Raw genomic sequence first — 21,751 nt, forward strand, 5'->3', positions numbered from 1 at the left:
GTACGGATACATAGCGGGAAGCTGACTGCTTGCCGCGAAGGCAACGATCCGACTTCGGTTATTGACAAGCACCGGGTCGGCTATCACAAGGAGAGCGCCAGCCCGCTCTTTCTTTATCGCTGAGAATGCGCCGTCGAGGTCGTTGGGGCCTCGTGCCTCGACGATGCGAAGCTGTACCCCCAGCGAGCGGGCCGCCCGTTCGGTCTCCCTTAAAGAACCAGCGGTAGGTGGATTCGCCGGATTGGCGAGCACCACTACATGGGTAAGCTCGGGAACGGCCTCCTTGAGCAGCTCGAGCTGCTTGCCGCTCATCTCGGGGCCGGGGGACGAACTCAACCCCGTCACGTTCCCGCCTGGCCGCGCGAGGCTGGCGACAAGCCCGGAACCAACAGGGTCGCCAGATGCCACTGTAATGATCGGTATCGTCTGGGTCGCTTTCTTGGCCACCAAGGCGTCCGGTGTACCGACGGCGACGATGACGTCCACCTTGAGGCGGACCAGTTCAGCTGCCAAGTCGGGGAGCCGGTCTGCTTTGCCCGCCGCATACCGAACCTCAATGGTGATGTTCTGGCCCTCAATATACCCAAGCTCCCGCAGCCCTTTCCGGAAGCCTTCATGGGTGTCCGGCGCAGAGGCGATACTCAGATAACCGATCCGAGGCATTTTCTTCGTCTGCTGCGCGTCGGCGGAGAGCGGCGGGGAGAAGAGGCCGAGGGCGAGGGTGAGAGTGAGCGCGATAGCTCTGACCCTCATGTGCGCCCCGCCGCCTCGGCCCCACCTCATTCGATTACCTTGTCCGCCCGGAACAGTACGGACTGCGGGATCGTGAGGCCGAGGGCCTTGGCCCGCTTGAGATTGACCAACAATTCGTACCTGGTCGGCTGCTCGACCGGCAAGTCGGCAGGTTTGGCACCTTTCAAAACCTTGTCCACATAGGTGGCGGCGCGGATATAGTTATCGCGGATTTTCGGCCCATAGCACATCAGCGCCCCCATCTCCACAGCCTCTCTGAGTGCGTAAATGTCGGGCAGCCGGTGCTTCGCCGCCAGGTCGACAATCTGGCGCAGATGCGTGAAGATCAAGGGCGATCCGTATACCAAGAGCGCCTGGGCGCGCTGCCGGACCATGGCAGCAAACGCGTTCTCGAAATCGGTCGGCCCTCGGACCTCCACATGCTCGATCGTCAGGCCTAGCCTGGGCGCGACGGCTTCGGCTTCCTTCCGGTAGATGGCGATTCCTGGTAGGCCAGGATCGATCAGGCCGCCGACCCGCGAAAGCTTTGGAACGACTTCCTTCAGGAACTCCAGCTTCTTGCCGGCTATCCCCGGGTCGAGATCGTAGCTCAACCCCGTGATGTTCCCCCCCGGCCGTGCCAGGCTCGCGATGAGCCCCTGGCCGACCGGATCGATCGCAATCACCATCACAATGGGGATCGTCGTGGTGGCTTGCTTGGCAGCACGGATGTCGGCATTGCCCACCGCCACGACGACGTCCACCTTGCTCCGGACCAGCTCGGCGGCTAGCTCGGGGAGCCTTTCGTATCTTCCCTCCGCATATCGCCTCTCTATGACAACGTTCTGGCCCTCACTCCATCCCAGTTCGCCGAGGCCTTGACCGAAGGCTGCCAAGCGGTCGGCGACTGCGGATACAGACGCCCCACTCAGCACCCCAATCCGCGCGACCTTCGCCGGCTGCTGCGCGTCCGCAGAGAGCGGCGCCGCGAGGCTACCGAGGACGAGGGTGGCGACGAACGCGGCGGTCCTGAGCCTCATGGTGATCTCCTCGCCTCAGCGAGGCTCGTGAATCAGCTCAGGGCCAAAGGGACGCCGGGACCAGCTCCAGGTCGGGGAATGGCGGGAGCGAGACCGGCTCTGCTCCACTCACACGCGCGATGAGCTGGTACGCGCCTCCGCTCAAGCTGTACGCCTCGATGCTCCGGGCTTCGAGATCAACGATCCAGTAGTATGGTACGCCGTGCCGCGCATAGAGCTGGAACTTCGCGCCCCGATCGATCTGGGCGGTGGACGGCGAGAGGATCTCGATGACGAGAGTCGGCGGGCCCTCGATGCCGCGGGCGCTGATGGCTGACAACCGTCCGGTTTCAAGGTAGACGATGTCAGGCTGAACGATTGTGATGTCGCTCAGAATACAGTCGATCGGCGAAAACAGAACCTCCCCTAGCCCGTGGGTCTTGGCGTGCTGATGCAGGACCAGAGAAAGGTTACGAGCAACTTGCTGATGCTTAGGACTCGGCGCCGGGGTCATCGACAGTTCTCCCTCGTGCACCTCGTAGCGCCGGCCATCGGCCGGGAGCGCCTCGTAGTCCTTGTATGTCAGCGTCACGCGAGTCGGCATGGCTCTCCTTCCATGGCTGGCAGTTTAGCATTCCCGCGGGGCGGACTTCCACGGAATGGGCATTGCTTTCCCGAGTACACCGTTAGTCGGGTTCCCACTCACTGGATCACGTGGTCGGCTCGGAAGAGGACGGACTGGGGGATCGTGAGCCCAAGGGCCTTGGCGGTCTTCAGGTTGATCACCAGCTCGAAGCGCGTCGGTTGCTCGACGGGCAGGTCGGCGGGCTTGGCACCCTTGAGGATCCTATCGACGTAGGTGGCGGCGCGGCGGGCCAGATCAGCGATATTCGGCCCATAGGCCATGAGCCCTCCGGCCTCCACGTACCCTTTGTCGAAATAGATCGCCGGCAGCCGGCTTTTTGCCGCGAGGTCCACGATGCGTCTGCGATTGGAAAAGAAAATCGGGTCAAACGGCACAATGACCGCGCCCGCACGCCTCTTGGCCATGGCTGCGAAGGCACTCTCGAGTTCGCGAGGATCGCGGACATCCACGGGTTGAAGCTGCATTCCAAGGGACCGTGCGGCAACCTCCGTCTGTCCCAACACGACTTTTTGGATCGGATTCGCCAAATTCACAAGGATGGCCACGCGGGAAAGTCCAGGAACAGACTCTTTAATCAGCTCGAGTCGTTTCCCGGCTAGATCCGGAGAAACGAGGCTCAGCCCTGTGATATTTCCCCCTGGCCGCGCAAGGGTGGCGACGAGCCCAGTCGCAACAGGGTCGCCGACCGATGACATAACGATGGGGATCGTGCTCGTTGCTTTCCTGGCGGCAAAGGCCGCTGGAGTGCCGCCCGTCACGATCACGTCCACCTTGAGACGGACCAGCTCGGCAGCGAGTTCGGAGAGGCGGTCGGCCGGCACCTCCGAGAGACGCCACTCGATGGTGATATTCTGGCCCTCAATGTAGCCGAATTCGCGCAGCCCTTGGACGAACGCCTCCGTTCGGGAGGAAGCCAAGGCTGCCGAGACCGGATAGAGAAACCCTATGCGGGGAACTTTCCCCGCCTGCTGCGCGTCGGCGGCGAGTGGCACCACGAGGCTGCCGAGGGCGAGGGTGGCGACGAGCGCGGCGGTCCTGAGCCTCATGGTGATCTCCCCGCCTCAGCGAGGCTCGTGAACCCGGTCAGGGCCAGAGGGAGGCGGGGACCAGTTCAAGGTCGGGGAATGGCGGGAGGGAGACCGGCTCTGATCCACTCACACGCGCGGTGAGCTGGTACGCGCCTCCGCTCAAGCTGTACGCCTCGATGCTCCGGGCTTCAAGATCCACGATCCAGTAGTGCGGTACCCCGTGCCGCGCATAGAGCTGGAACTTCGCGCCCCGATCGATCTGGGCGGTGGACGGCGAGAGGATCTCGATGACGAGAGTCGGCGGACCCTCGATGCCGCGGGCGCTGATGGCCGACAGCCGCGCGGATTCCAGGTACACAATGTCGGGCTGTGTGACCGTCGTGTCGCTCAGGATGCAGTCGATCGGGGCTACGAAAACCTCGCCCAGGCCATGAGCCTCCACATACGGGTTCACTATCATCAGCAGCTTGCGCAGAACGCGCTGATGCGCAGGACTCGGCGCCGGGGTCACCGACAGTTCTCCCTCGTGCAGCTCGTAGCGCCGGCCATCGGCTGGGAGGGCCTCATAGTCCTTGTAAGTCAGGATCACCCGCGTCCCCATCACTCCATTTCCTCGCGCGCAAGTCTATCACTCACCCCGGGGAGAACTCCACACTCCGCATGATGCTGACGCCATCAGCGTCCGCCGCCAGGGCGACGTCTACCCTGTCGTTGATAAAAAGCCTGGCCCCTGCCTGCCGGGTCAGCTCACGGAGTGGCTGAGCCAGAGCGAGAAGCTCGGCAGCTCCCAGGTCCTTCTCCCTGAACTGGACTGCCCTGACGCCCGCGCCGAGGCACTCCTCGATCGCGTCGGCGAGTGCCCGCCCCCTGGTCTGATGCCGGTCAGTCACGAGATAGAGGCGAAAATCGAGCTGGCGCATGCTCACTGGATCAGCTGGTCCGCCCGGATGAGGATGGCCGGGTGACCGTAGAGGCATAGGACGGAGATTACCCCGTGTCTACCGGCTGTCGAGATACGTCTGCAGGTCCCTGTAGAAATTCTCGTGAACACCCACGTCCAAAAGTTCGATCACGTTGGGTTTGGGGAAAAACTGATAGGCCAAAAGATATTGCTGGACTCCAACCTTGAACTTCACGACCCTCACACCCTTTAGCGCCCCTGCCTTCGGCTCGCCGTGGAGGGGATTTTCGATGAGGACGCGGACCTGCGCATCCACCTCCTCCTGCACCGCTTCCGGTAGCCGGCGCTTTGACTTCATGAAGCGTGGAACCGCCTGAACTGTCCGCGTTGGAGCACGGCGCTGGGGCACCGGCTACCTCACAATCCCCCACTGGTAGGGGATGGCAAGCCCCGCCCGGCTCTCCTCCAGGCCCTCAAGAACACCCTCGATGAAGGCCATGGGCAAGTCCGGGTTATCCTTTGCCACCATCCCCAGGTGCGCGTAGTACTTGATCTGTTCCGAGAGGGATCGCTTGCCCGCCTTGGCTCGCGCCCGCAACACTCGGACCATCGGCTCCTCGCCCTTTCCAAAACGGACCGAAACAGGAGTGTCGAGCGACTCCATCACCCTTTTGGCCTTCGCCATCTTCAGGGCCTCCTCAGTCTTTGAGTTCGTTCCAATCGCCAGTCTCATGGATGACTACATTGTAGTTCCTCTTTAGAAACTGTCAAGGGGAGCTTCTGTTTCTCCTTGGGGGCATAACGCGTGCTGCTCACTGGATCACGTGGTCGGCCCGGAAGAGGACGGACTGCGGGATCGTGAGGCCCAGGGCCTTGGCGGTCTTCAGGTTGATGATTAGCTCGAACTTCGTCGGCTGTTCTACGGGCAGGTCGGCTGGCTTGGCGCCTTTGAGGATCTTGTCGACGTAGACGGCGAGGCGGCGGAATAGCTCGCGACGGTCGGCCCCGTACGCGATGAGGCCGCCCGCCTCGACGTGCTCTCTCCTCGCGTACATCGCTGGCAGGCGTCTCCTTGCCGCGAGGTCTGCGATCATGGCGCGATGTTGAAGGAACACCGTGCCATCCGCTAGGACGAAGAGCGCGTCCACCCGCGCTTTCCCCATCGCCGAAAACGCCCCGTCGAAATCCTTGGGGCGGCGCGCCTCAACGCTTTGAAGCTGCATCCCCAACGCCCGGGCGGCGGCCTCCGCCTCTCTCACCTGCGTGGCGTGGAATGGATTGTTCGGGTTCCATAGGATGGCCACTCGGGAAAGGCGGGGGATGGCCTCCTTGAGGAGCTCCAACTCCTTCCCGACGACGTCGGTGCCCTGCGTGGATAGCCCGGTGACGTTCCCGCCCGGCCTGGCGAGACTGCTGACCAATCCGTCCGCAATAGGATCGCCGCTCATCATGACGATCGGGATCGTGCCGGTCGCCTGTTTGGCAGCCCTAGATGTTCGAGCAGATGCTGCGACGATGACATCCACCTTCAGACGAACGAGCTCCTCCGCGAGGTCGGGGAGCCGTTCCCATCTACCCAACGGAGAGCGCGATTCGATGGCGATGCTCTGGCCCTCAACGTATCCAAGGTCGCGCAGCCCTTGCCGGAAGGCTTCCCATAAGTGCTGAAAGGCAGGGGCGTCCGGGGTCCCGAGGACACCGATCCGCGGCACCGTCCCCGCCTGCTGCGCGTCGGCGGCGAGCGGCGCCGCGAGGCTGCCGAGGGCGAGGGTGGCGATGAGCGCGGTGGTCCTGAGCCTCATGGCGATCTCCCCGCCTCAGCGAGGCTCGTGAGTCAGATCAGGGCCAAAGGGAGGCCGGGACCAGCTCCAGGTCGGGGAATGGCGGGAGCGAGACCGGCTCTCCTCCACTCGCACGCGCGGTGAGCTGGTACGCGCCCCCGGTCAAGCTGTACGCCTCGATGCTCCGGGGTTCGAGATCCACGATCCAGTAGTATGGTACGCCATGCCGCGCGTAGAGCTGGAACTTCGCGCCTCGATCGATCTGGGCGGTGGACGGCGAGAGGATCTCGATCACGAGAGTCGGCGCGCCCTCGATGCCGCGGGCGCTGATGGCCGACAGCCGTCCAGTCTCGAGGTATACGATGTCGGGCTGAACGATGGTGATGTCGCTCAGAATACAGTCGATCGGCGAGAAAAAAACCTTTCCTAGATCCCGCGCCTTCACATGCTGATTCAAGGCCACGAAGAGGTTACCAGCCAGTTCCTGATGCTTAGGACTCGGCGCCGGGGTCATCGACAGCTCTCCCTCGTGCACCTCGTAGCGCCGGCCATCGGCTGGGAGGGCCTCATAGTCTTTGTAAGTCAGGATCACCCGCGTCACCATCACTCTGCTTCCCTGCACGCAAGTCTACCACCCGCCCTGTGAGAACTCCATGCTACGGCGTTCAACTCGTCGGGCCCCACTCGGGGATCCCCTCGATCGGGGAGGAGGCGGTGGCGTAGAGCTTCTTTGGGATCCGTCCCGCCTTGAACGCCAGGCGCCCGGCCTCCATGGCCAGCTTCATCGCGCGCGCCATGGCCACGGGATCCTTGGCGCCCGCGATGGCGGTGTTCATGAGGACGCCGTCGCAGCCGAGCTCCATCGCGATCACGGCATCCGACGCCGTCCCGACACCGGCATCCACGATCACAGGGACCGTGATGGTTTCCAAAATGATCTTGATGTTGTACGGATTGCGGAGGCCAAGGCCGGACCCGATCGGCGCCCCGAGGGGCATTACCGCGGCGGCCCCGGAGTCCTCGAGCTTCTTGGCCAGCACGGGGTCGTCATTGGTGTACGGGAGGACGGTGAAGCCTTCGCGCGCGAGGATCTTCGTGGCCTCGAGCAGCCCCTGGACGTCGGGGAAGAGCGTGCGCGGGTCGCCGATGACCTCCAGCTTCACCATCTCCCCGAGGCCCGCTTCCCGTGCAAGATAAGCGGTCCGGACCGCCTCATCGGCGGTGTAGCATCCGGCGGTGTTGGGCAGGAGGGTGTAGCGGGAGGGGTCGATGTAGTCGAGCAGCGACTCACCCTTCCCGGGCAGGCTGACGCGGCGCACGGCGACCGTAACGATCCGGGCCCCCGAGGCCTCGATAGCCTCCCGCATCATCTCAAAGGACGGATACTTGCCTGTCCCGACGATGAGCCGGGAGTCGAACTCTTTGCCTCCCAGAACCAGTGGCGTATCGGTCATCACCCTACCCTCCCTGCATGGGATGGACGATCTCTACCCAGTCTCCCTCCCGGAGCACGGTCTTCGCGTGAGAGTGTTTCGGGAGCACCTCACGGTTCAGGGCCACGGCGGTGTAGTCTCGCCGGACGTCGAGCTGAGCCAAGAGCCCCTCGACCGTGACCCCGTCGGCCACCTCCATGGCGTTTCCGTTCACCGTGACCTTCATCCAGCCTGATCTCTCCCCTCACCTGACCCTCTCGCATCGGGGAGAGGGAAAAGCGAAACAAAAGACCGCACCATGGGTGCGGTCTCGTGCTGCACGCTCGTCCGCCGCGTTCCCTTCGCTGGGATTATCCAGATCAGGTTCGAGGGGTCCCGGGCCGCACCCGGTTCTCAGGTGACCTCCCCCCGCGGCGACACTTGTATTATACCTCCCCAGCGAGCTGGCGCGCCAGCACCTCCGGATCGGTCGTCGGCGCCTGGCAGACGTAACGGCGGCAGACGTAGGCCGCCGCTTTGCCCTGTACCGTCGAGCGCGCCTCCAGGAGCGGGATGCCTCCGCCCACGGGTCTACTCCCCTCCTCCCGACCGGCCACGACCCGGTTCGGGAGATAGCGATCGAAGACCTCCCGCAAGAGGCCATCCAGGCCGTCGCCGCTCACGGGCCAGACAAGGGCCACCTCGACGACAGGGCCCAGATGAAAGTCCAGCGCCGAGAGCCAGCGGCCGAAGCCCCCGGGGTAGCGCTCGATCAGATCCGCCATGGGACGGAGCGCCTGTAGCCCCAGGCGCTCGTACACTTCCTCGCCCGTGAAGAGCGCCAGCCGCAGGAGCACCTCGGCCGCCACCGAGCTCCCGCACGGCACCGCGTTGTCGAAGAGGTTCCTGGGCCGGACGACGAGCCGCTCGTGGTCCACGCCGGTGTCAAAGAAGCCTTCGCGCTCCGCATCCCAGAAGAGGCGGAGCATCTCGTCGGCGAGATCGCGCGCCTGCGCGAGCCACCGGAGATCGAACGTCGCCTCGTACACCGCCAGCAGCGCGTCCGCGACCATCGAGTAGTCCTCGAGATAGCCGAGGAGCTTCGCCTCGCCGTCCTTCCAGCTCCTGAGCAGGCGTCCGTCCTTGCGCATGGCCCCCAGGATGAACTCGGCGTTCCGAACCGCCGTCTCGGTGTAGTCCGGGCGGCCGAGAGCGCGCCCCGCCTCGGCGAAGGCGCGGCACGTCAGCCCGTTCCACGCCGCCAGCACCTTGTCGTCGCGGCCGGGGTGGACCCGCCGCTCCCGGGCTGCGTAGAGCCGCTCCCGCACCCGGGAGAGGAGCGCGGCCAGTTCCGCCTCCGACCCGCCCAGCTCGGCCGCCACTTCGGCAGGGCCCCGGGGAACGAACAGGATGTTCCTGCCCTCGAAGTTGGGGCCGTCCGCCACCCCCCAGTAGCCGAGCGCCGCGCGCGCCTCGTCGCCCGCGCGGAGAACCTCGCGGATCTCGTCGGGCGTCCAGAGGAAGAACTTCCCCTCCTCGCCTTCCGAGTCTGCGTCCTGGGCCGAGTAGAAGCCGCCGTCCGGGTGCGTCATCTCGCGCCCGATGTAGTCCAGCGTTTCCTCGGCGATGTGCCGGTACTCGGCGTCCCGCGTGGCCAGCCAGGCGTGGAGGTAGAGGCGCGCGAGCTGGCCGTTGTCGTAGAGCATCTTCTCGAAATGGGGGACGAGCCACTGCGCGTCCACCGAGTAGCGGTGGAAGCCGCCGCCGAGCTGGTCGTAGATCCCGCCGCGCGCCATCCGCGTGAGCGTGTGGGTGAGCATCTGGCGGGCGCGGGCATTCCCCGTGCGCTTCCAGAAGCGGAGGACCAGCTCCCAGATCATCGGCTGGGGGAACTTGGGGGCGTGACCGACGCCGCCATCCCGTTCGTCGAACTCGGAGGAGAGGTACTGGAAGGCGGAGAAGAGGATCTCGTCGGTCAGCAGCGTCGCCGCGCCCCTGAGCCGCTCGGCCTGACGGATCTGCTCGACGAGCTGGTGCCCGGCCTGGACCACGGTTCCCCGCTTCTCCCGGTAGGCGTCGGCGACGGCCCCGAGGACGCGCGGGAAGGCCGGGAGCCCGTGGCGGTCCTGGGGCGGGAAATATGTTCCCCCGTAGAACGGCACGCCGTCGGGGGTCAGGAACACCGTCATCGGCCAGCCGCCGTGCCCCGTCATCGACTGGACCGCCTGCATGTAGATCTGGTCGACGTCGGGACGCTCCTCGCGGTCCACCTTGATGTTGACGAAGAGCTCGTTCATGAGTCGCGCGATCTCGGGGTCCTCGAACGATTCGCGCTCCATCACGTGGCACCAGTGGCAGGCCGAGTACCCGACCGAGAGGAGGATCGGCTTGTCCTCGGCCCTGGCCGTCTCGAAAGCCTCGGGGCCCCACGGGAACCAGTCCACGGGGTTATGCGCGTGCTGGAGGAGGTAAGGGCTCGTCTCTCGACTCAGACGATTGGTGTGCTGGCTCCCGGCGGGCTGACTGCTCATGAAACGCCCCTCTGGCTCAGGCAGGGCTCACAAACGGCAGCGCCGTCACTCGAGCCAGGATCGTCGACTCGCGGTGACTGACCGCGACCCGAGTCCCGGGCTCCAGGTGCTCCCGACGGATGTACGCGAGCGCGATCGGGCGGTTGAGGACGATCGAGCTCACCGGAGAGGTCACGCGACCGACCTCCTTGCCCTCGACGAAGACGACCGCCCCGGCAGCCGGCACCTCCGAGCCTTCCAGGGTGAGGCCGGTGAGGGAGCGGTTGACATGACCCCGGTACTTGATCCGGGCCACGACCTCCTGGCCGACGTAGCAGCCCTTGGTGTAGCTCACCAGGTGCTCGAGGGGCGCTTCCATGAGGAGCGTGGTCTCGTCCACGTCGTGGCCGAAGCAGGCAACGCCGGCCTCGACGCGGAGCGCGGCGAGCGCCGTCGCCCCCACGGGCCGGAGACCGTGAGGTTTGCCTGCCTCTATCAGACTGCGCCAGAGGTCCGCAGCCTGCTCGGCGGCGACCCAGACGTGAAAGCCCGGAACGCCCAGCTCGTCCCTCCGGCAGACGCGCACCGGGAGACTCCCCACCGCGCTCTCGGCGTGCTGATACGGCGCCAGGCTCACAGCTCCGCCCGTCGCCGCGGCGAGGACCGCCGCGGCTTTCGGGCCGTGAAGGGCAAAGAGGGCGAAGGCCTCAGTCACGTCGGCGAAGGTGACCTTCTCCGAGATCAAGAACTTGTCCAGCGTCTGGAGGATCTTCTCCGTCATCCCCGGCGGCAGCTCGACGCGCAGGCGGTCCTCGAGCACCAGGACCACGAGGAGCCCCTGAACCTTCCCGTGGGCGTCCAGGAACGCGGCAGGACAGCCCTGGCCCGGGGCGAGCGCCTTCAAGTCATTGGTGAGCATGCCCTGCAGAAACGTCACCCGATCGCGACCGGTGGCGTCCACCTTGCCGACCAGCGTTCGATCGACGAGCCCCACAGCCTCGCGCACGGCGTGGTGTTCTGCCACCGGGTCCCCGTAGTCCGCGGGCAAGACCCAGCCGCACACCTCTCGCATGCGACCGCCGACGGCGAGGTGAAGCTCGTGAAGCGCGAGCATGTTCGGCATCGAACGTATTGTCGGCCCCGCCTCCGCGGATGTCAACTTGCCAGCGGACGCGCCGCGCGCTCATGATAAGAGCCGGAGGCCGCCGATGGAGAACCCGGGATCGGAAATCCTCAGCCTGGCCCGCCAGGCGGTCGAGCATTACGTCCGGACGGGTGGATTCCTCCCCCCGCCCGCCGATCCGCCTCCCGCGTTGAAGGATGCCGGCGCCGTCTTTGTGAGCCTTCGCGTGGACAGGACGCTCCGCGGCTGCATCGGGACGCTCCTCCCGACCAAGCCCACGCTCGCCGAAGAGGTCATCGCCAACGCCGTCGCCGCAGCGGTGAGCGACCCGCGCTTTCCGGCGGTCTCGCCGGAGGAGCTCCCCGGCCTGTCCTACGAGGTGGATATCCTCGGGCCCCTCGTTCAGGTGAGCGGCGAGGACGAGCTGGATCCTGAGCAGTACGGCGTGGTCGTCGAGAGCGGCAGACGCCGCGGCGTGCTGCTCCCGGCCCTCGAGGGCGTCACCTCACGCGAGCAGCAGGTTGCCATCGCGCGGGTGAAGGCCGGGATCGGCCCCCACGAGCCGGTGAACCTCTACCGGTTCACGGTGACCCGCTTCAGGGAGGAGGAGTGAACTGCCTCGGAGGGGGGCCACCCAGGCCCCCCACGCCTTCTGCGTGGATGCCCGGGTCCCCGCCCCTTCCGATGCCTCCCCCGTGGCAGTTCGAGCCGAGGGGCTCCCGACGAGCCGCAGGCGTGGCAGTTCGAGCCGAGACGCGTCGGCGCAGGCAGGTTCATCGCCTGCGCCCGCGACGAGGCGAGGCCCGAACTGGCAGCCACGAGGCGAGGCCCGAGTAGATTGCGCGGGCGAAGCCCGCGCTCGAAAGCGATGGCGCGAACTCATGAGTGAAGGTGGTCCAGTGAGGCCCGCGCCGCGAGTCCGCGCGCGCTTCCAGCGCCGGCTCCTGGCGTGGTACCGGCGCCACCGGCGCGACCTGCCCTGGCGCCGAACCCGTGACCCGTACAGGATCCTGGTCTCCGAGATCATGCTCCAGCAGACCCAGGTCGACCGGGTCATCCCGAAGTATCACGAGTTCCTCGCCAGGTATCCGACCCTCGATGTCCTGGCCCGTGCCCCGCTCCGCGAGGTGAAGCGGACGTGGTACCCGCTCGGCTATAACATCCGGCCGGTCCACCTCCACGGGATCGCGCGCGAGACCCTGGCCCGCTACGACGGGCGGATCCCTGCCGACGAGAAGGCCCTCCGGCAGCTCAAGGGGATCGGCCGTTACACGGCCGGGGCCGTCCTCTCCTTCGCCTTCGGCCGGGACGCGCCGATCCTGGACACGAACGTCAAGCGCGTTCTGGGACGGGTCTTCCTCGGTCCACGCCGGCTGAAGCGCTTGAAGGGCCAGGGCGCGCTCTGGGAGCTCGCCGCCGCGCTGGTGCCGCGCGGTCGGGGTTATGACTTCAACCAGGCGCTGATGGACTTCGGCGCCACCTGGTGCACCCCGCGCAAGCCTCGCTGCCTCCCCTGCCCGATGAGGGCATTCTGCAGGGCCTATCCCCTCGTCCGGTCCTGACATGGCGACCGAGCCCTCGCCGGTTGCGCCTACCGTTGTTGCCGCCGCTGTCATCGAGGCCGACGGCCGCTACCTGATCACCCGCCGGAGGAAAGGCCACCTGGAGGGTCTCTGGGAGTTTCCCGGAGGGAAGCTCAGGCCGGGCGAGACGCTGCCGGCGTGTCTGCAGCGCGAGCTACGGGAAGAGCTGGGCGTCGAGGTCACCGTGGGAGAGGAGCTGGACACCATCACGTGGACGTATCCCGAGCGGACCGTGGTCCTCCACTTCTTCCGGTGCCGCCTGGCCAGCGGTCAGCTCGCGCCGCGCGAGGGCCAGGCGATGGCGTGGGCCGCCCCCGACGAGCTCGAGCGCTATCCGTTCCCGCCCGCCGACGCCTCGCTCGTCGCCCGCCTGCGCTCACCAGGCCGACCATAGAAAAAAACAAAGGTTTTCACTTATCGCTGACCGCGGCGTACAATCTCGCCCTGGGAGATCAGTGATGAAGAAGCGTGAGCCGCAAAAGGAAGCGTGGGAAACCCCGTCCCTGGAGTGGATTCATCGAGTACGTCGGGAGCGCCACATTACGCGTGGAGGGGCACCCATCCGCCCGCTGCCCCGAACCGAAGCCGAGAAGCTTGCGAAGCGGTATGGCCTGAAACTGGCCCGCCTGTCCACCGCTCCTCGGTAGCCCCGCTCAAACAAGGTGCCAACCTAGAACATCATGCTTTCCGAAGCCGCTTCTCTGCTGCGGAAACGTCCCAGCGCGAGCGGCGCAATATCCATGCTGGTGGCGGCGCCGTCCAGGATGAGCTCGGCCATCAAGCGGCCGATCGCCGGGGCGTGCATGAAGCCGTGGCCCGAGAAGCCGCAGGCCACGTAGAACCCCGGAAGCTCGGGTGCCTCGCCCAGGATGCCATGGTAGTCGGGGGTCAGGTCGCGCACCCCGGCGTACGCGCGCATCACCTTCGCCTCAGCCAGCCGCGGGACACGCTTGCCGGCGGCGGCGAAGACGAGGTTGAAGGCCTCCCAGTCCACGGTGGCATCCAGCCCCGGGGCGCTGTCCTTGTCGGTCCCGCCCATGAGGACCGCGCTCTTGCCCTGGCGGTGCACGTACCAGCCGGTGTCGAGGTCCACGATCAGCGGGAAGACCTCGGGGAAGTCAGGCAGCGGCTCGGTGACCAGCACCTGGCGGCGGTAGGGCCTCGAGGGAATTTCAACACCCGCCAGCTTCCCCACCCGATCGGCAAACGGACCTGCCGCGTTTACCACCACCGGCGCCTGATAGCTCTCATTCACCGTCGCGACGCCAGCGACCCGCTCGTGGTTCCTGAGCACGGCGGTCACGGCCTCACCCGTGCGAAGCTCGAGCCCGCGATCGCGCGCGCGCGCGAGGAAGGCCTGGAGGAGCCCGTGAGGGTCAGCCGACCCGTCGGCAGGGCAGAATGTCCCGCCTACGAGGTCATCCACCCTGAGCTGGGGTAGGAGCGACTTCATCTCCTCGGGAGCCACGACCTGGCTCGCCACGCCGAGCCGCTGCTGCAAGGTCACCGCCTCCCGGCTCCGGGCCAGCGTCGAAGGGTCCGCCGTCACGAAGAGGTAGCCGTGAGAGACGAAGTCCACCGAGCGTCCCAGCATCGCCTCGGCATCGGTGAAGTACCGGTACGAGAGCTGGGTCAGGCGGATGTTCGCCTCGGTCGAGAACTGATGCCGCACCCCGCCCGTCGCCTTGGCGGTGGAGCCGGTGCCGACGTCCGCCTCCTTTTCCAGGAGCACGACGCCCAGGCGCGTGTCCCGCGCGAGGAGATGGTAGGCGATCGAGCCGCCGATGATCCCGCCACCAACGATGACGACGTCGGTTGTCCGCACGGCATGCCCTCTCAGCGGTTCCGAGGCGACCTGCGGGCATCCTAGCACAATCGGAGGGGGCCTCGACGGCCCCCTCCGAGCGCTCCCCCAGGAATCGGTTTGCGCGGGCGAAGCCCGCGCTCGAAAGGCATTTACGCCGGAAGGGGCGCGGGCAAGGGAGCCCGACGCTCGCTTTCCCCTTTTTGACTCCTGCGGTTTCTTGACTCCGGGAGGTCAGGAGGCTAAGCTTGGCGCACCGATGTGATCCTGAGTCGGCCAGCCCGTGGAGGCGCCGGCATGCAGTGTCCCCGGTGCCACGCCCCGCTCCGGCCGGGCGTGAGATTCTGCGAGGAGTGCGGCGTTCCGGCGCCGCTCGTCTGCCCGAGCTGCGGCGCGGAGGTCGTTCCCGAGAAGAGGTTCTGTGGCTCCTGCGGCGCGCCCGTCGCCGCGCCCCCCGGCGCCCGCTTCGTCTCGCCTCAGTCCTATACCCCTAAGCACCTCGCCGAGAAGATCCTAAAGACGCGGGCTGCCTTCGAGGGCGAGCGCAAGCAGGTGACCGTCCTGTTCTCCGACGTGTCCGGCTTCACGGCGATCTCGGAACGTCTCGACCCCGAGGATGTGCACGCGATGATGGACCGAGCCTTCGAGGCGACTCTGGACGCCGTGCACCGCTACGAAGGGACGGTCAACCAGTTCCTCGGTGACGGGGTGATGGCCCTCTTCGGCGCCCCTATCGCCCACGAAGACCATGCGCACCGCGCCCTGCGCGCCGCCCTGGCCGTCCAGGAGGGGCTCCAGCCGCTCCACGACGATGTGCGGCGCACCTACGGGCTGGAGTTCCAGGTCAGGGTCGGCATCAACACGGGCCTCGTGGTCGTCGGGGCGATCGGCAAGGACCTCCGCATGGACTACACGGCGGTCGGAGATACGACCAATCTTGCCTTTCGACTCCTGGGCCTCGCCCAGCCGGGTCAGATTGTGATCAGTGGACACACCCAACATCTCACCGAAGGCTTCTTCACCTTCGAGGACCTGGGGGAGTTCTCCGTTAAAGGAAAAGCTGAGCCAGTCCGCGCCTATGCCGTGAAGAGTGAAATCCAGGGGCGGACAAGGTTGGAGGTGTCGCGGGAACGAGGGCTGACCCCGTTGGTGGGCCGCGAAGCCGAGGTGCGTCAGCTTGCGGAAGGCTACGGCCGGGCGGCTGACGGCCGGGGCGCCATTGTCTTGGTCAGGGGCGACCCCGGCATAGGCAAGTCCCGGCTGCTCTACGAGTTCTTGCGGCGCCTGGACAGGACTAGAGTCCGGGAGCTGGAGGCGACGTGCGTGTCCTATGGCCGCTCCATGCCCTACCGTCCGATTCTGGAACTCCTCGGGCGCTACCTGGGGCTGTGGGAAGGGATGCCTGAGCAGGCGACCCGGACCCGAATCGCGGCGTGCCTTCGGTCCCTGGGCGTCGAGGGAGAAGAACCAGCGATCCTGCTCGCCCATTTCGTCGGCGCGTCGGCGCCGTCGGAGTTCCTGATTCGCCTGGAAAGCGCCCAACTCAAGGAACGGACATTCGGCATACTGCGCACCCTGTTTCTTCGGGCGAGCGAGATGACGTCGCTTGTTATCGTGGTCGAAAATTTGCACTGGCTCGACCCCAGCTCCGAGGAATTTCTCGGGTATCTCGCAGAGGGCCTGTCGGGGCACCGGATCCTCCTGCTGTTGACGACGAGGCCGGGTTTCGCCGCGCCGTGGCTGGCCCTGGCGGAGACGATCGCCCTCGAGGGCCTCGACACCGGAGGCGCCCATGCGATGACCCGCGCGCTTCTGGGCGCTGAGAGAGTATCCGAGCCGCTGCTCCAGGTTGTGCTGGCGAAGGGCGAGGGCAATCCGTTGTACGTGGAGGAGATCCTCCGCCAGCTTCAGGAGACCGACGGCATCATCATCGAGAACGGAGAGGCACGCCTAAGGGGAACGCACGTCGCGGTGCCGGAGACGATCCACGACATCATCGCGGCGCGCATCGACCGGCTAGCGGAGCCGGTGAAGCACACGCTCCAGGTGGCGGCCGTCGTGGGTCGACGCTTCGGGGTCTCTCTCCTCTCCCGCGTTCTCGAGATCGACGGGCGCGTGGAGGATCGCCTGCGCGACCTCCATCAACTCGACTTCGTGTTCCCGATCCCAGAGGAGCCCGAGCTGATGTACAGCTTCAAGCACGCGCTCACCCAGGAGGTGGCCTACGCCAGCCTCCTGGAGCGCCGACGGCGAATCTACCACACGGCCGTAGGCGTCGCGCTCGAAGAGTTGCACGCCGGGCGCACAGACGAGGTGGTCGAGCTGCTCGCTCACCACTTCGGCCAGAGCGCGGAAGCCGAGAAGGCTGTCGACTATGCCATCGGGGCTGCCGAGAAGGCCCAGCGGCGCTGGGCGAACATCGAAGCGCTCGCCCACTTCGAGGCCGCCCTCAAGCGCCTCGACGCCATGCCGGATACGGAGCCGAACCGGCTGCGGCGCCTCGATGCCGTCCTCAAGCAGTCGGAGGTCAAGTTCGCCCAGGGCCGCCACGCCGAGCAGGTCCAGGCATTGGAAACCATCCGCGGGCTGGTGGAAGGGACAGGGGACCCTCGGCGGCGCGCGGCTTGGTATTACTGGACTGGTTATCTGCACACCCTCACCGGTGCGCGACTGGAGCTTCCGCTGGCCTATTGCCGCGAGGCCTCCACCATCGCGGACGCTGCGGGCCTCGATGAGATTCGGGCGTTCGCGGAGTGCTGCCTTGCCCACGTCTACGCCCAGGCCGGCGATCCCTCAGCCGCAGTGGCGGCCGGCGAACGCGCCTTGGCGATCTTCCAGGCCCGGGGCAACGTGTGGTGGGCCTGCCGGACGCTGTGGATCCTCAGCATGGCTTCTATCTCCCTCGGGGAGTGGACACGGAGCGGCGAGTACTGCCACCGGGCCCTTCAGTACGGGCAGGAGGTGAACGACCTCCGCCTGAAGGTAGTCGGCTGGTGGCGGACCGGATCGACGCATATTCAGAGGGGCGACACCGAGACTGGCCTCAGGTGCTGTGAGGAGGCCCTCGCCCTATCGCCCACACCGTTCGACGCCGCGATGATCAAAGCCGTGCAGGGATACGGTCTGGTCAAGGCCGGGCAGGTCGCCGCGGGAACGGCGCAACTTGCGGAAGCGGTCGCGTGGCTCGACCAGTCGCATCTGCGGTATACACGCTCGGTGTTCGCTGTCCGGCTTGCCGAGGGCTACCTCCTCCAGGGGGACCGATTGCGGGCGCGGCAGGTTTTGGAAGAGGTACTCGCGACCAGCCGGGAGGTCGGTTACCGGCAGCCCGAAGGGATGGCACACCGGCTCCTCGGCCAGTCCTTCACGCCTGACGATCCCAGGGCCGCCGCCGAGCACCTGGAGAGAGCGACAGGGATTCTGGAAGAGGTGGGAGCGCGGAACGAACTGGCCAAAGCGTTGGTGGCCCAGGCCGACCTGCACCGGGCTACGGGCGACACGCGCCTCGCGAGGCAGCTGTTGGAGCGGGCCTTTGCTCTCTTTGAGACCTTGGGCACGCTCGACGAGCCCTCTCGCGTCCGGGCCGCTCTCGCCGCCCTTCCAGACAGCTCCCCAGCCTGAGGGGGCTCACCAACCCACCACGAACCGCTGGCGCCGCAGGTCGGCGGCCCCGAAGAGCGTACCGTGCTTCGGCTCTACCCCCACGAGCGTAGTGCCCGTGTCCATCATGAAGGGACCCACGACGCTCACCCGGTGCCCGAGCCGTCGGAGCGCCTCCACCACGCCTGGCGGGATGCGATCCTCGAGTTCGAGCCCGCCCCCCATGAACCGGTGGTCGCCGAAGCTCCGCCGGTGGTGGAAGGAGTTGAACCGCGGCGCCTCGATGGCCGCCTGGGGAGACATGTTGAAGACGGCCATGTTCAGGAAGACCTGAAGTGCCTGCTGGTCCTGGCTGTCGCCGCCGGGACTGCTGAGGGCGAGGTAGGGTTTTCCGTCTCGAAGCACGATGGTCGGTGTCAGCGTCGTCCGCGGACGCTTCCCCCCGTGAACGATGTTGGGATGGCCCTCCTCCAGGACGAAGGCCTGCATCCGGTTGCCGAGCGGCACGCCCGTGTCCCCCGCGATGAACACGCCGCCGAAGAACCAGGCTGACGAGGGGGACGCGGAGAAGAGGTTCCCCTTCGCATCGGCGGTGTTTACCGTGGTCGTGTCCGGAGAGGCGAGTCGGACGCCAGGGTCGCGTGGGGGGCTTAGGGCGGCACGGGTTCGTTCTCGTCCGCCGGCACGCGGGTCCCTGCCCACCTCAGGCCGTTTCCTCTCAGAGCGCGGCTCGAACTTCCACGGGTCTCCCGGGCGCTGGAGGTTGTTCGCGGCCAATGGATCAATAAGCTTGCGACGCTCGGCGGCGTACGTTTCCGATAGGAGCCCGCTCGCTGGCACCTTCGCGAATTCCGGATCGCCGTAGAAGGCGTCCCGGTCAGCCAGCGCGAGCTTGAGCGCCTCGGTGACGGTGTGGATGTACTCGGTGGAGTTGTGTCCCATCCGCTCGAGGTCGAAACTCTGAAGGAGCGCAAGCGCCTGCAGAAGGACCGGCCCCTGTCCCCAGAAGCCGGTCTTGAACACCTCAAATGTGCCGTGGCGGGTCCGGAAGGTGATGCGCGTTGGGCGCTCGACCCGCCCACGGTACATGGCGAGATCGGCGTGGGTGAGAAGACCACCGGCTTCCTGGACGGCTTTGGCGATCCGCTGCCCGACGTCGCCCCCGTAGAAGCGATCGCGCGCGGCGTAGATGGCCGCCCTCCTTCCCTGGCTCAGATGGTGCTGCTCCTCCTCGACGAGCGCCCGGAGTGTACGGGCCAGATCAGGCTGGCGAAAGATACTGCCTAGGGCAGGGATTGTCCCGCCCGGCCCCTGGAGATAGACGCGAGCGCCGCTGGGGAAGCGGTGCATCCGCTCAAGCTGTGGCTCCAGGTAACGCGTCAGGAACTCGTACCAGGGGAACCCCTCCTCGGCCAGGGCGATCGCCGGGGCCAGCACCTCGGCGAGGGAGAGAGTGCCGAATTCAGCGAGGGCGATAGCCAGAGCGTCGATGACCGCTGGGACCGTCCCCGCAGATGGGCCATTACTCGGGATCCCGCCTTGACGTCGGAAGAGATCGGCGGAGGCTGCTGCGGGTGCATGACCCTGCCCGCTGATGACCAGGACATCCCTCCGGTCGGCGAGGTAAAGGATGATCGGCACTTCGCCGCCCATGCCGAAGTGCGAGATCTCCGTGACTCCAGCGGCGAAGGTCGCGGCGACGCCGGCATCGACCGCGTTGCCGCCGCGCGCCAGCATCCGCATGCCCGCTTCAGCGGCGAAGTGGCGCCCCGCCGCGACTGCACCGACCCGGCCGACGACCTCAGGGCGGTAGGTCCCTGAGCCCCGGACCCCCTGAGGCTGGACCGGTTGGTGGCTCAACACAAGGGCTGCCACCAGCGTGATTGTGAGAGTGACGATCCTCACGGTGGGACAGACGCCGCTCGCGTTACTCACCGAAGCCCGCCAGAAAGACGAGTCAGCCCGCGGGCGTGACACGCCGTCCGGGCTCCCCGTCCCGTATCTTTTGGAACTTTGGCGCGCTGATCCTCCAGCCTATTTCGGCGCGGCGAAGATCTCGATCGTCCCTTCCATCAGGAGCCAGCCGGCGGTCGTCCCCAACGGCTGGTTCATGCAGACGTTGATCGTTAGCTGGCTGATGGCGGGGATGCGATTCGCGTTGTCCACCTGAGTCCCCAACTGAGCAAAAAGAGCGGTCACGAGATCGGAGTCCATCCACGCCTGGAGACGGATACGGCTCCCGCTCGACGTCTGGACGAAGCGTGACACGGTCAAGTCGGTCCGGCACCCGAGGAAGTACGGGCCGGTGGACAGGAACGTCGAGTCGGCCGTGCGCCCGTGCTTATCCCGGATCGAGATGAAGCCCACCTTGGCGGTGGTACTGTCGGCGGGCTCGTGCGTGTCCAGCGTGACACGAAAGCCGAACGCCTCAACGGACACAAAGTTGGACGGAACGGGAGTCCCGAGCTCGCCGCCTGCCCCCATGAGCAGCGGTGCCAGCGCGACGATCGTGAGAAGCGTTGCGACTCGTTTCATCTGCCCCTCCTTTCAGGCTCTGGCTGACGCCCGGCCGAGCCGCGGCGTCAGCGCAGGCCGATGTGGACCGAGTGGACGGCGCCGTCGTCCAGGCGCGCGTCGATGCGCCAGACCCCGGCGCCCAGCACCTTGGTGTCCAGGTTGAAGATGTACTGGTTGCTGACCGGATCGAACCGGAACGTGTTGCCGGTGTCCGTCGCCCCGGTGCCGAGGTCGATCGTGTCGCCGACCGTGGCACCGCCGACTTGGGTGACCCTGATGGTCGCGACGGTGGTGCCGATCGCCACGTTGTTGGCGTCGAAGAGCTGGAACTTCACCGGTACCGTGCTGCGGAACCGGAACGTCCGGCAGGGGGTGACCGGGGTGGTGAGGGTCGCCCCGCAGACGCTGTCGTTGACCAGGGGCGTGCCAAACCCCACGAACCTGGCGGAGGAGACGGTGAAATCCAGCCGGTTCGAGACGATGGTGAAGGCCTGCCGGCCCTGGTCGATCGAGGCCGCGAGGTTCAGCAGGGTCTGCCCCGGGAAATCGTTGCAGTTGGTGATCACCGCGTTGGCGGACACGGAGTACGTGTCGAACGGGATCTGGGCGACTACCTGATAGCGTCCGGGCGGGAGGTCGTAGAACGCGCGGGCGTCGAAGCGGTACTCGCGGAAGAACCTGGCAGCGAGCACCTCGGCGCGGCGCACGCGGAGCGCCGTCGGGGTCTGGAGCACACCGCCCCTCACGAAACAGAAGCTGGTCGTGGTCTCGACGTGGACCTCGGTGGTGTTGGTGACGAAGCCTCCGGCGAACGGCCGCTCGAAGAAGAGGCGACGGTAGTGGGGGGCATCGGAGAAGCCGGCCGTGGTCGTCAGGGACCCGCCGCTCAGGTTGTCGAGCTGAAGGACCAGCGGGATGGGGTCGGTCGGGGCGAACGTCGCATCCGGCGGGGCCGTCTGGAAGAAGAGCCGCGCGCGGAGCGGCGGGGGGGTTCCTGCCTGGGCCAGCGCGCCCTCGGGGAACGCCAGCAGGCAGCCGGCGAGGAGGAGGGCCGCCAGGGACCGAGGGGCGGGGCCTGGGGTGCGCATGGTGACC

The 21,751-nt window shown here is 66.6% G+C and carries 22 protein-coding genes and 1 riboswitch; of the genes, 4 read left to right on the forward strand and 18 right to left on the reverse strand.

Going from position 1 to position 21,751, the window contains the following annotated elements; genetic code table 11:
• The 14 genes from HY726_15550 to HY726_15615 all read right to left on the reverse strand — a co-directional run.
• A partial coding sequence (locus tag HY726_15550) for an ABC transporter substrate-binding protein (protein ID MBI4610411.1) occupies positions 1 to 753 on the reverse strand: 753 nt, incomplete at its 3' end.
• Positions 754 to 779: 26 nt separating this feature from the next.
• The gene (locus tag HY726_15555; GenBank protein MBI4610412.1) at positions 780 to 1,772 is read right to left on the reverse strand and encodes an ABC transporter substrate-binding protein; all 993 of its coding nucleotides are present in this window, start codon (positions 1,770 to 1,772) and stop codon (positions 780 to 782) included.
• A 37-nt stretch (positions 1,773 to 1,809) separates the two neighbouring features.
• Entirely contained in the window at positions 1,810 to 2,355 is a 546-nt protein-coding gene (locus HY726_15560; GenBank protein ID MBI4610413.1) for a Uma2 family endonuclease, read from the reverse strand.
• A 98-nt stretch (positions 2,356 to 2,453) separates the two neighbouring features.
• Entirely contained in the window at positions 2,454 to 3,389 is a 936-nt protein-coding gene (locus tag HY726_15565) for an ABC transporter substrate-binding protein (GenBank protein ID MBI4610414.1), read from the reverse strand.
• A gap of 91 nt (positions 3,390 to 3,480) precedes the next feature.
• Positions 3,481 to 4,026 (reverse strand): Uma2 family endonuclease, encoded by a 546-nt coding sequence (locus HY726_15570; GenBank protein ID MBI4610415.1) that lies wholly within the window; start codon positions 4,024 to 4,026, stop codon positions 3,481 to 3,483.
• Positions 4,027 to 4,057: 31 nt separating this feature from the next.
• Entirely contained in the window at positions 4,058 to 4,345 is a 288-nt protein-coding gene (locus tag HY726_15575; protein ID MBI4610416.1) for a thiamine phosphate synthase, read from the reverse strand.
• Positions 4,346 to 4,423: 78 nt separating this feature from the next.
• Positions 4,424 to 4,684, reverse strand: a complete 261-nt coding sequence (locus HY726_15580; protein ID MBI4610417.1) for a type II toxin-antitoxin system RelE/ParE family toxin — start codon at positions 4,682 to 4,684, stop codon at positions 4,424 to 4,426.
• 54 nt (positions 4,685 to 4,738) lie between these two features.
• A complete protein-coding gene (locus HY726_15585; protein MBI4610418.1) occupies positions 4,739 to 4,936 on the reverse strand; it encodes a hypothetical protein in 198 nt (65 codons plus the stop codon).
• A gap of 202 nt (positions 4,937 to 5,138) precedes the next feature.
• On the reverse strand, positions 5,139 to 6,128 hold the full coding sequence (locus HY726_15590) for an ABC transporter substrate-binding protein (protein MBI4610419.1): 990 nt from the start codon (positions 6,126 to 6,128) through the stop codon (positions 5,139 to 5,141).
• Positions 6,129 to 6,165: 37 nt separating this feature from the next.
• Positions 6,166 to 6,711: a Uma2 family endonuclease gene (locus HY726_15595; protein MBI4610420.1), complete on the reverse strand. Its 546-nt coding sequence runs from the start codon at positions 6,709 to 6,711 to the stop codon at positions 6,166 to 6,168.
• A gap of 61 nt (positions 6,712 to 6,772) precedes the next feature.
• Positions 6,773 to 7,561 (reverse strand): thiazole synthase, encoded by a 789-nt coding sequence (locus HY726_15600; GenBank protein MBI4610421.1) that lies wholly within the window; start codon positions 7,559 to 7,561, stop codon positions 6,773 to 6,775.
• 4 nt (positions 7,562 to 7,565) lie between these two features.
• Positions 7,566 to 7,766: a sulfur carrier protein ThiS gene (thiS, locus tag HY726_15605; GenBank protein MBI4610422.1), complete on the reverse strand. Its 201-nt coding sequence runs from the start codon at positions 7,764 to 7,766 to the stop codon at positions 7,566 to 7,568.
• 92 nt (positions 7,767 to 7,858) lie between these two features.
• Positions 7,859 to 7,959: riboswitch (TPP riboswitch) on the reverse strand.
• Positions 7,960 to 7,965: 6 nt separating this feature from the next.
• Positions 7,966 to 10,050 carry a thioredoxin domain-containing protein gene (locus HY726_15610; GenBank protein MBI4610423.1) on the reverse strand — a complete coding sequence of 695 codons (2,085 nt, stop codon included), beginning with the start codon at positions 10,048 to 10,050 and terminating at the stop codon, positions 7,966 to 7,968.
• 16 nt (positions 10,051 to 10,066) lie between these two features.
• Positions 10,067 to 11,143 carry an aminomethyl transferase family protein gene (locus HY726_15615; protein MBI4610424.1) on the reverse strand — a complete coding sequence of 359 codons (1,077 nt, stop codon included), beginning with the start codon at positions 11,141 to 11,143 and terminating at the stop codon, positions 10,067 to 10,069.
• Between the two features lie 94 nt (positions 11,144 to 11,237).
• Between HY726_15615 and amrA the strand changes: the two genes are divergently transcribed.
• The 3 genes from amrA (at position 11,238) to mutT (ending at position 13,129) form a co-directional block, all read left to right on the forward strand.
• Positions 11,238 to 11,765 (forward strand): AmmeMemoRadiSam system protein A, encoded by a 528-nt coding sequence (gene amrA, locus HY726_15620; protein ID MBI4610425.1) that lies wholly within the window; start codon positions 11,238 to 11,240, stop codon positions 11,763 to 11,765.
• A 268-nt stretch (positions 11,766 to 12,033) separates the two neighbouring features.
• Positions 12,034 to 12,714 carry an A/G-specific adenine glycosylase gene (locus HY726_15625; protein MBI4610426.1) on the forward strand — a complete coding sequence of 227 codons (681 nt, stop codon included), beginning with the start codon at positions 12,034 to 12,036 and terminating at the stop codon, positions 12,712 to 12,714.
• A 1-nt stretch (position 12,715) separates the two neighbouring features.
• The gene (gene mutT / locus HY726_15630) at positions 12,716 to 13,129 is read left to right on the forward strand and encodes an 8-oxo-dGTP diphosphatase MutT (protein ID MBI4610427.1); all 414 of its coding nucleotides are present in this window, start codon (positions 12,716 to 12,718) and stop codon (positions 13,127 to 13,129) included.
• Between the two features lie 276 nt (positions 13,130 to 13,405).
• Here mutT and HY726_15635 read toward each other — a convergent pair whose 3' ends face one another.
• Complete coding sequence (locus HY726_15635; protein ID MBI4610428.1) at positions 13,406 to 14,560, reverse strand: FAD-binding oxidoreductase; 1,155 nt, start codon at positions 14,558 to 14,560, stop codon at positions 13,406 to 13,408.
• 276 nt (positions 14,561 to 14,836) lie between these two features.
• On the opposite strand from HY726_15635, the gene HY726_15640 reads away from it, so the two are divergent.
• Complete coding sequence (locus HY726_15640; GenBank protein ID MBI4610429.1) at positions 14,837 to 18,160, forward strand: AAA family ATPase; 3,324 nt, start codon at positions 14,837 to 14,839, stop codon at positions 18,158 to 18,160.
• 6 nt (positions 18,161 to 18,166) lie between these two features.
• Here the strand turns inward: HY726_15640 and HY726_15645 are convergent, their stop codons facing one another.
• From HY726_15645 to HY726_15655, 3 genes are all read right to left on the reverse strand, one after another.
• A complete protein-coding gene (locus HY726_15645) occupies positions 18,167 to 20,074 on the reverse strand; it encodes a gamma-glutamyltransferase family protein (protein MBI4610430.1) in 1,908 nt (635 codons plus the stop codon).
• A 99-nt stretch (positions 20,075 to 20,173) separates the two neighbouring features.
• Positions 20,174 to 20,674, reverse strand: a complete 501-nt coding sequence (locus HY726_15650) for a hypothetical protein (protein ID MBI4610431.1) — start codon at positions 20,672 to 20,674, stop codon at positions 20,174 to 20,176.
• Positions 20,675 to 20,721: 47 nt separating this feature from the next.
• Positions 20,722 to 21,744, reverse strand: coding sequence for a PxKF domain-containing protein (locus tag HY726_15655; GenBank protein ID MBI4610432.1), 1,023 nt, complete (start codon positions 21,742 to 21,744; stop codon positions 20,722 to 20,724).
• Between the last annotated feature and the right edge of the window lie 7 nt (positions 21,745 to 21,751).

This window comes from Candidatus Rokuibacteriota bacterium (assembly GCA_016209385.1).
GTDB lineage: Bacteria > Methylomirabilota > Methylomirabilia > Rokubacteriales > CSP1-6 > JACQWB01.

Bases quoted from the DNA above. Each gene is read 5' to 3' on its own strand.
- HY726_15610 (MBI4610423.1), bottom strand. From the start codon at position 10,050: ATGAGCAGTCAGCCCGCCGGGAGCCAGCACACCAATCGTCTGAGTCGA.
- HY726_15640 (MBI4610429.1), top strand. From the start codon at position 14,837: ATGCAGTGTCCCCGGTGCCACGCCCCGCTCCGGCCGGGCGTGAGATTC.
- HY726_15575 (MBI4610416.1), bottom strand. From the start codon at position 4,345: ATGCGCCAGCTCGATTTTCGCCTCTATCTCGTGACTGACCGGCATCAG.
- HY726_15590 (MBI4610419.1), bottom strand. From the start codon at position 6,128: ATGAGGCTCAGGACCACCGCGCTCATCGCCACCCTCGCCCTCGGCAGC.
- HY726_15600 (MBI4610421.1), bottom strand. From the start codon at position 7,561: ATGACCGATACGCCACTGGTTCTGGGAGGCAAAGAGTTCGACTCCCGG.
- HY726_15595 (MBI4610420.1), bottom strand. From the start codon at position 6,711: ATGGTGACGCGGGTGATCCTGACTTACAAAGACTATGAGGCCCTCCCA.
- mutT (MBI4610427.1), top strand. From the start codon at position 12,716: ATGGCGACCGAGCCCTCGCCGGTTGCGCCTACCGTTGTTGCCGCCGCT.
- thiS (MBI4610422.1), bottom strand. From the start codon at position 7,766: ATGAAGGTCACGGTGAACGGAAACGCCATGGAGGTGGCCGACGGGGTC.
- HY726_15650 (MBI4610431.1), bottom strand. From the start codon at position 20,674: ATGAAACGAGTCGCAACGCTTCTCACGATCGTCGCGCTGGCACCGCTG.
- HY726_15625 (MBI4610426.1), top strand. From the start codon at position 12,034: ATGAGTGAAGGTGGTCCAGTGAGGCCCGCGCCGCGAGTCCGCGCGCGC.
- HY726_15585 (MBI4610418.1), bottom strand. From the start codon at position 4,936: ATGGTCCGAGTGTTGCGGGCGCGAGCCAAGGCGGGCAAGCGATCCCTC.
- HY726_15580 (MBI4610417.1), bottom strand. From the start codon at position 4,684: ATGAAGTCAAAGCGCCGGCTACCGGAAGCGGTGCAGGAGGAGGTGGAT.
- HY726_15570 (MBI4610415.1), bottom strand. From the start codon at position 4,026: ATGGGGACGCGGGTGATCCTGACTTACAAGGACTATGAGGCCCTCCCA.
- amrA (MBI4610425.1), top strand. From the start codon at position 11,238: ATGGAGAACCCGGGATCGGAAATCCTCAGCCTGGCCCGCCAGGCGGTC.
- HY726_15615 (MBI4610424.1), bottom strand. From the start codon at position 11,143: ATGCTCGCGCTTCACGAGCTTCACCTCGCCGTCGGCGGTCGCATGCGA.
- HY726_15655 (MBI4610432.1), bottom strand. From the start codon at position 21,744: ATGCGCACCCCAGGCCCCGCCCCTCGGTCCCTGGCGGCCCTCCTCCTC.
- HY726_15560 (MBI4610413.1), bottom strand. From the start codon at position 2,355: ATGCCGACTCGCGTGACGCTGACATACAAGGACTACGAGGCGCTCCCG.
- HY726_15555 (MBI4610412.1), bottom strand. From the start codon at position 1,772: ATGAGGCTCAGGACCGCCGCGTTCGTCGCCACCCTCGTCCTCGGTAGC.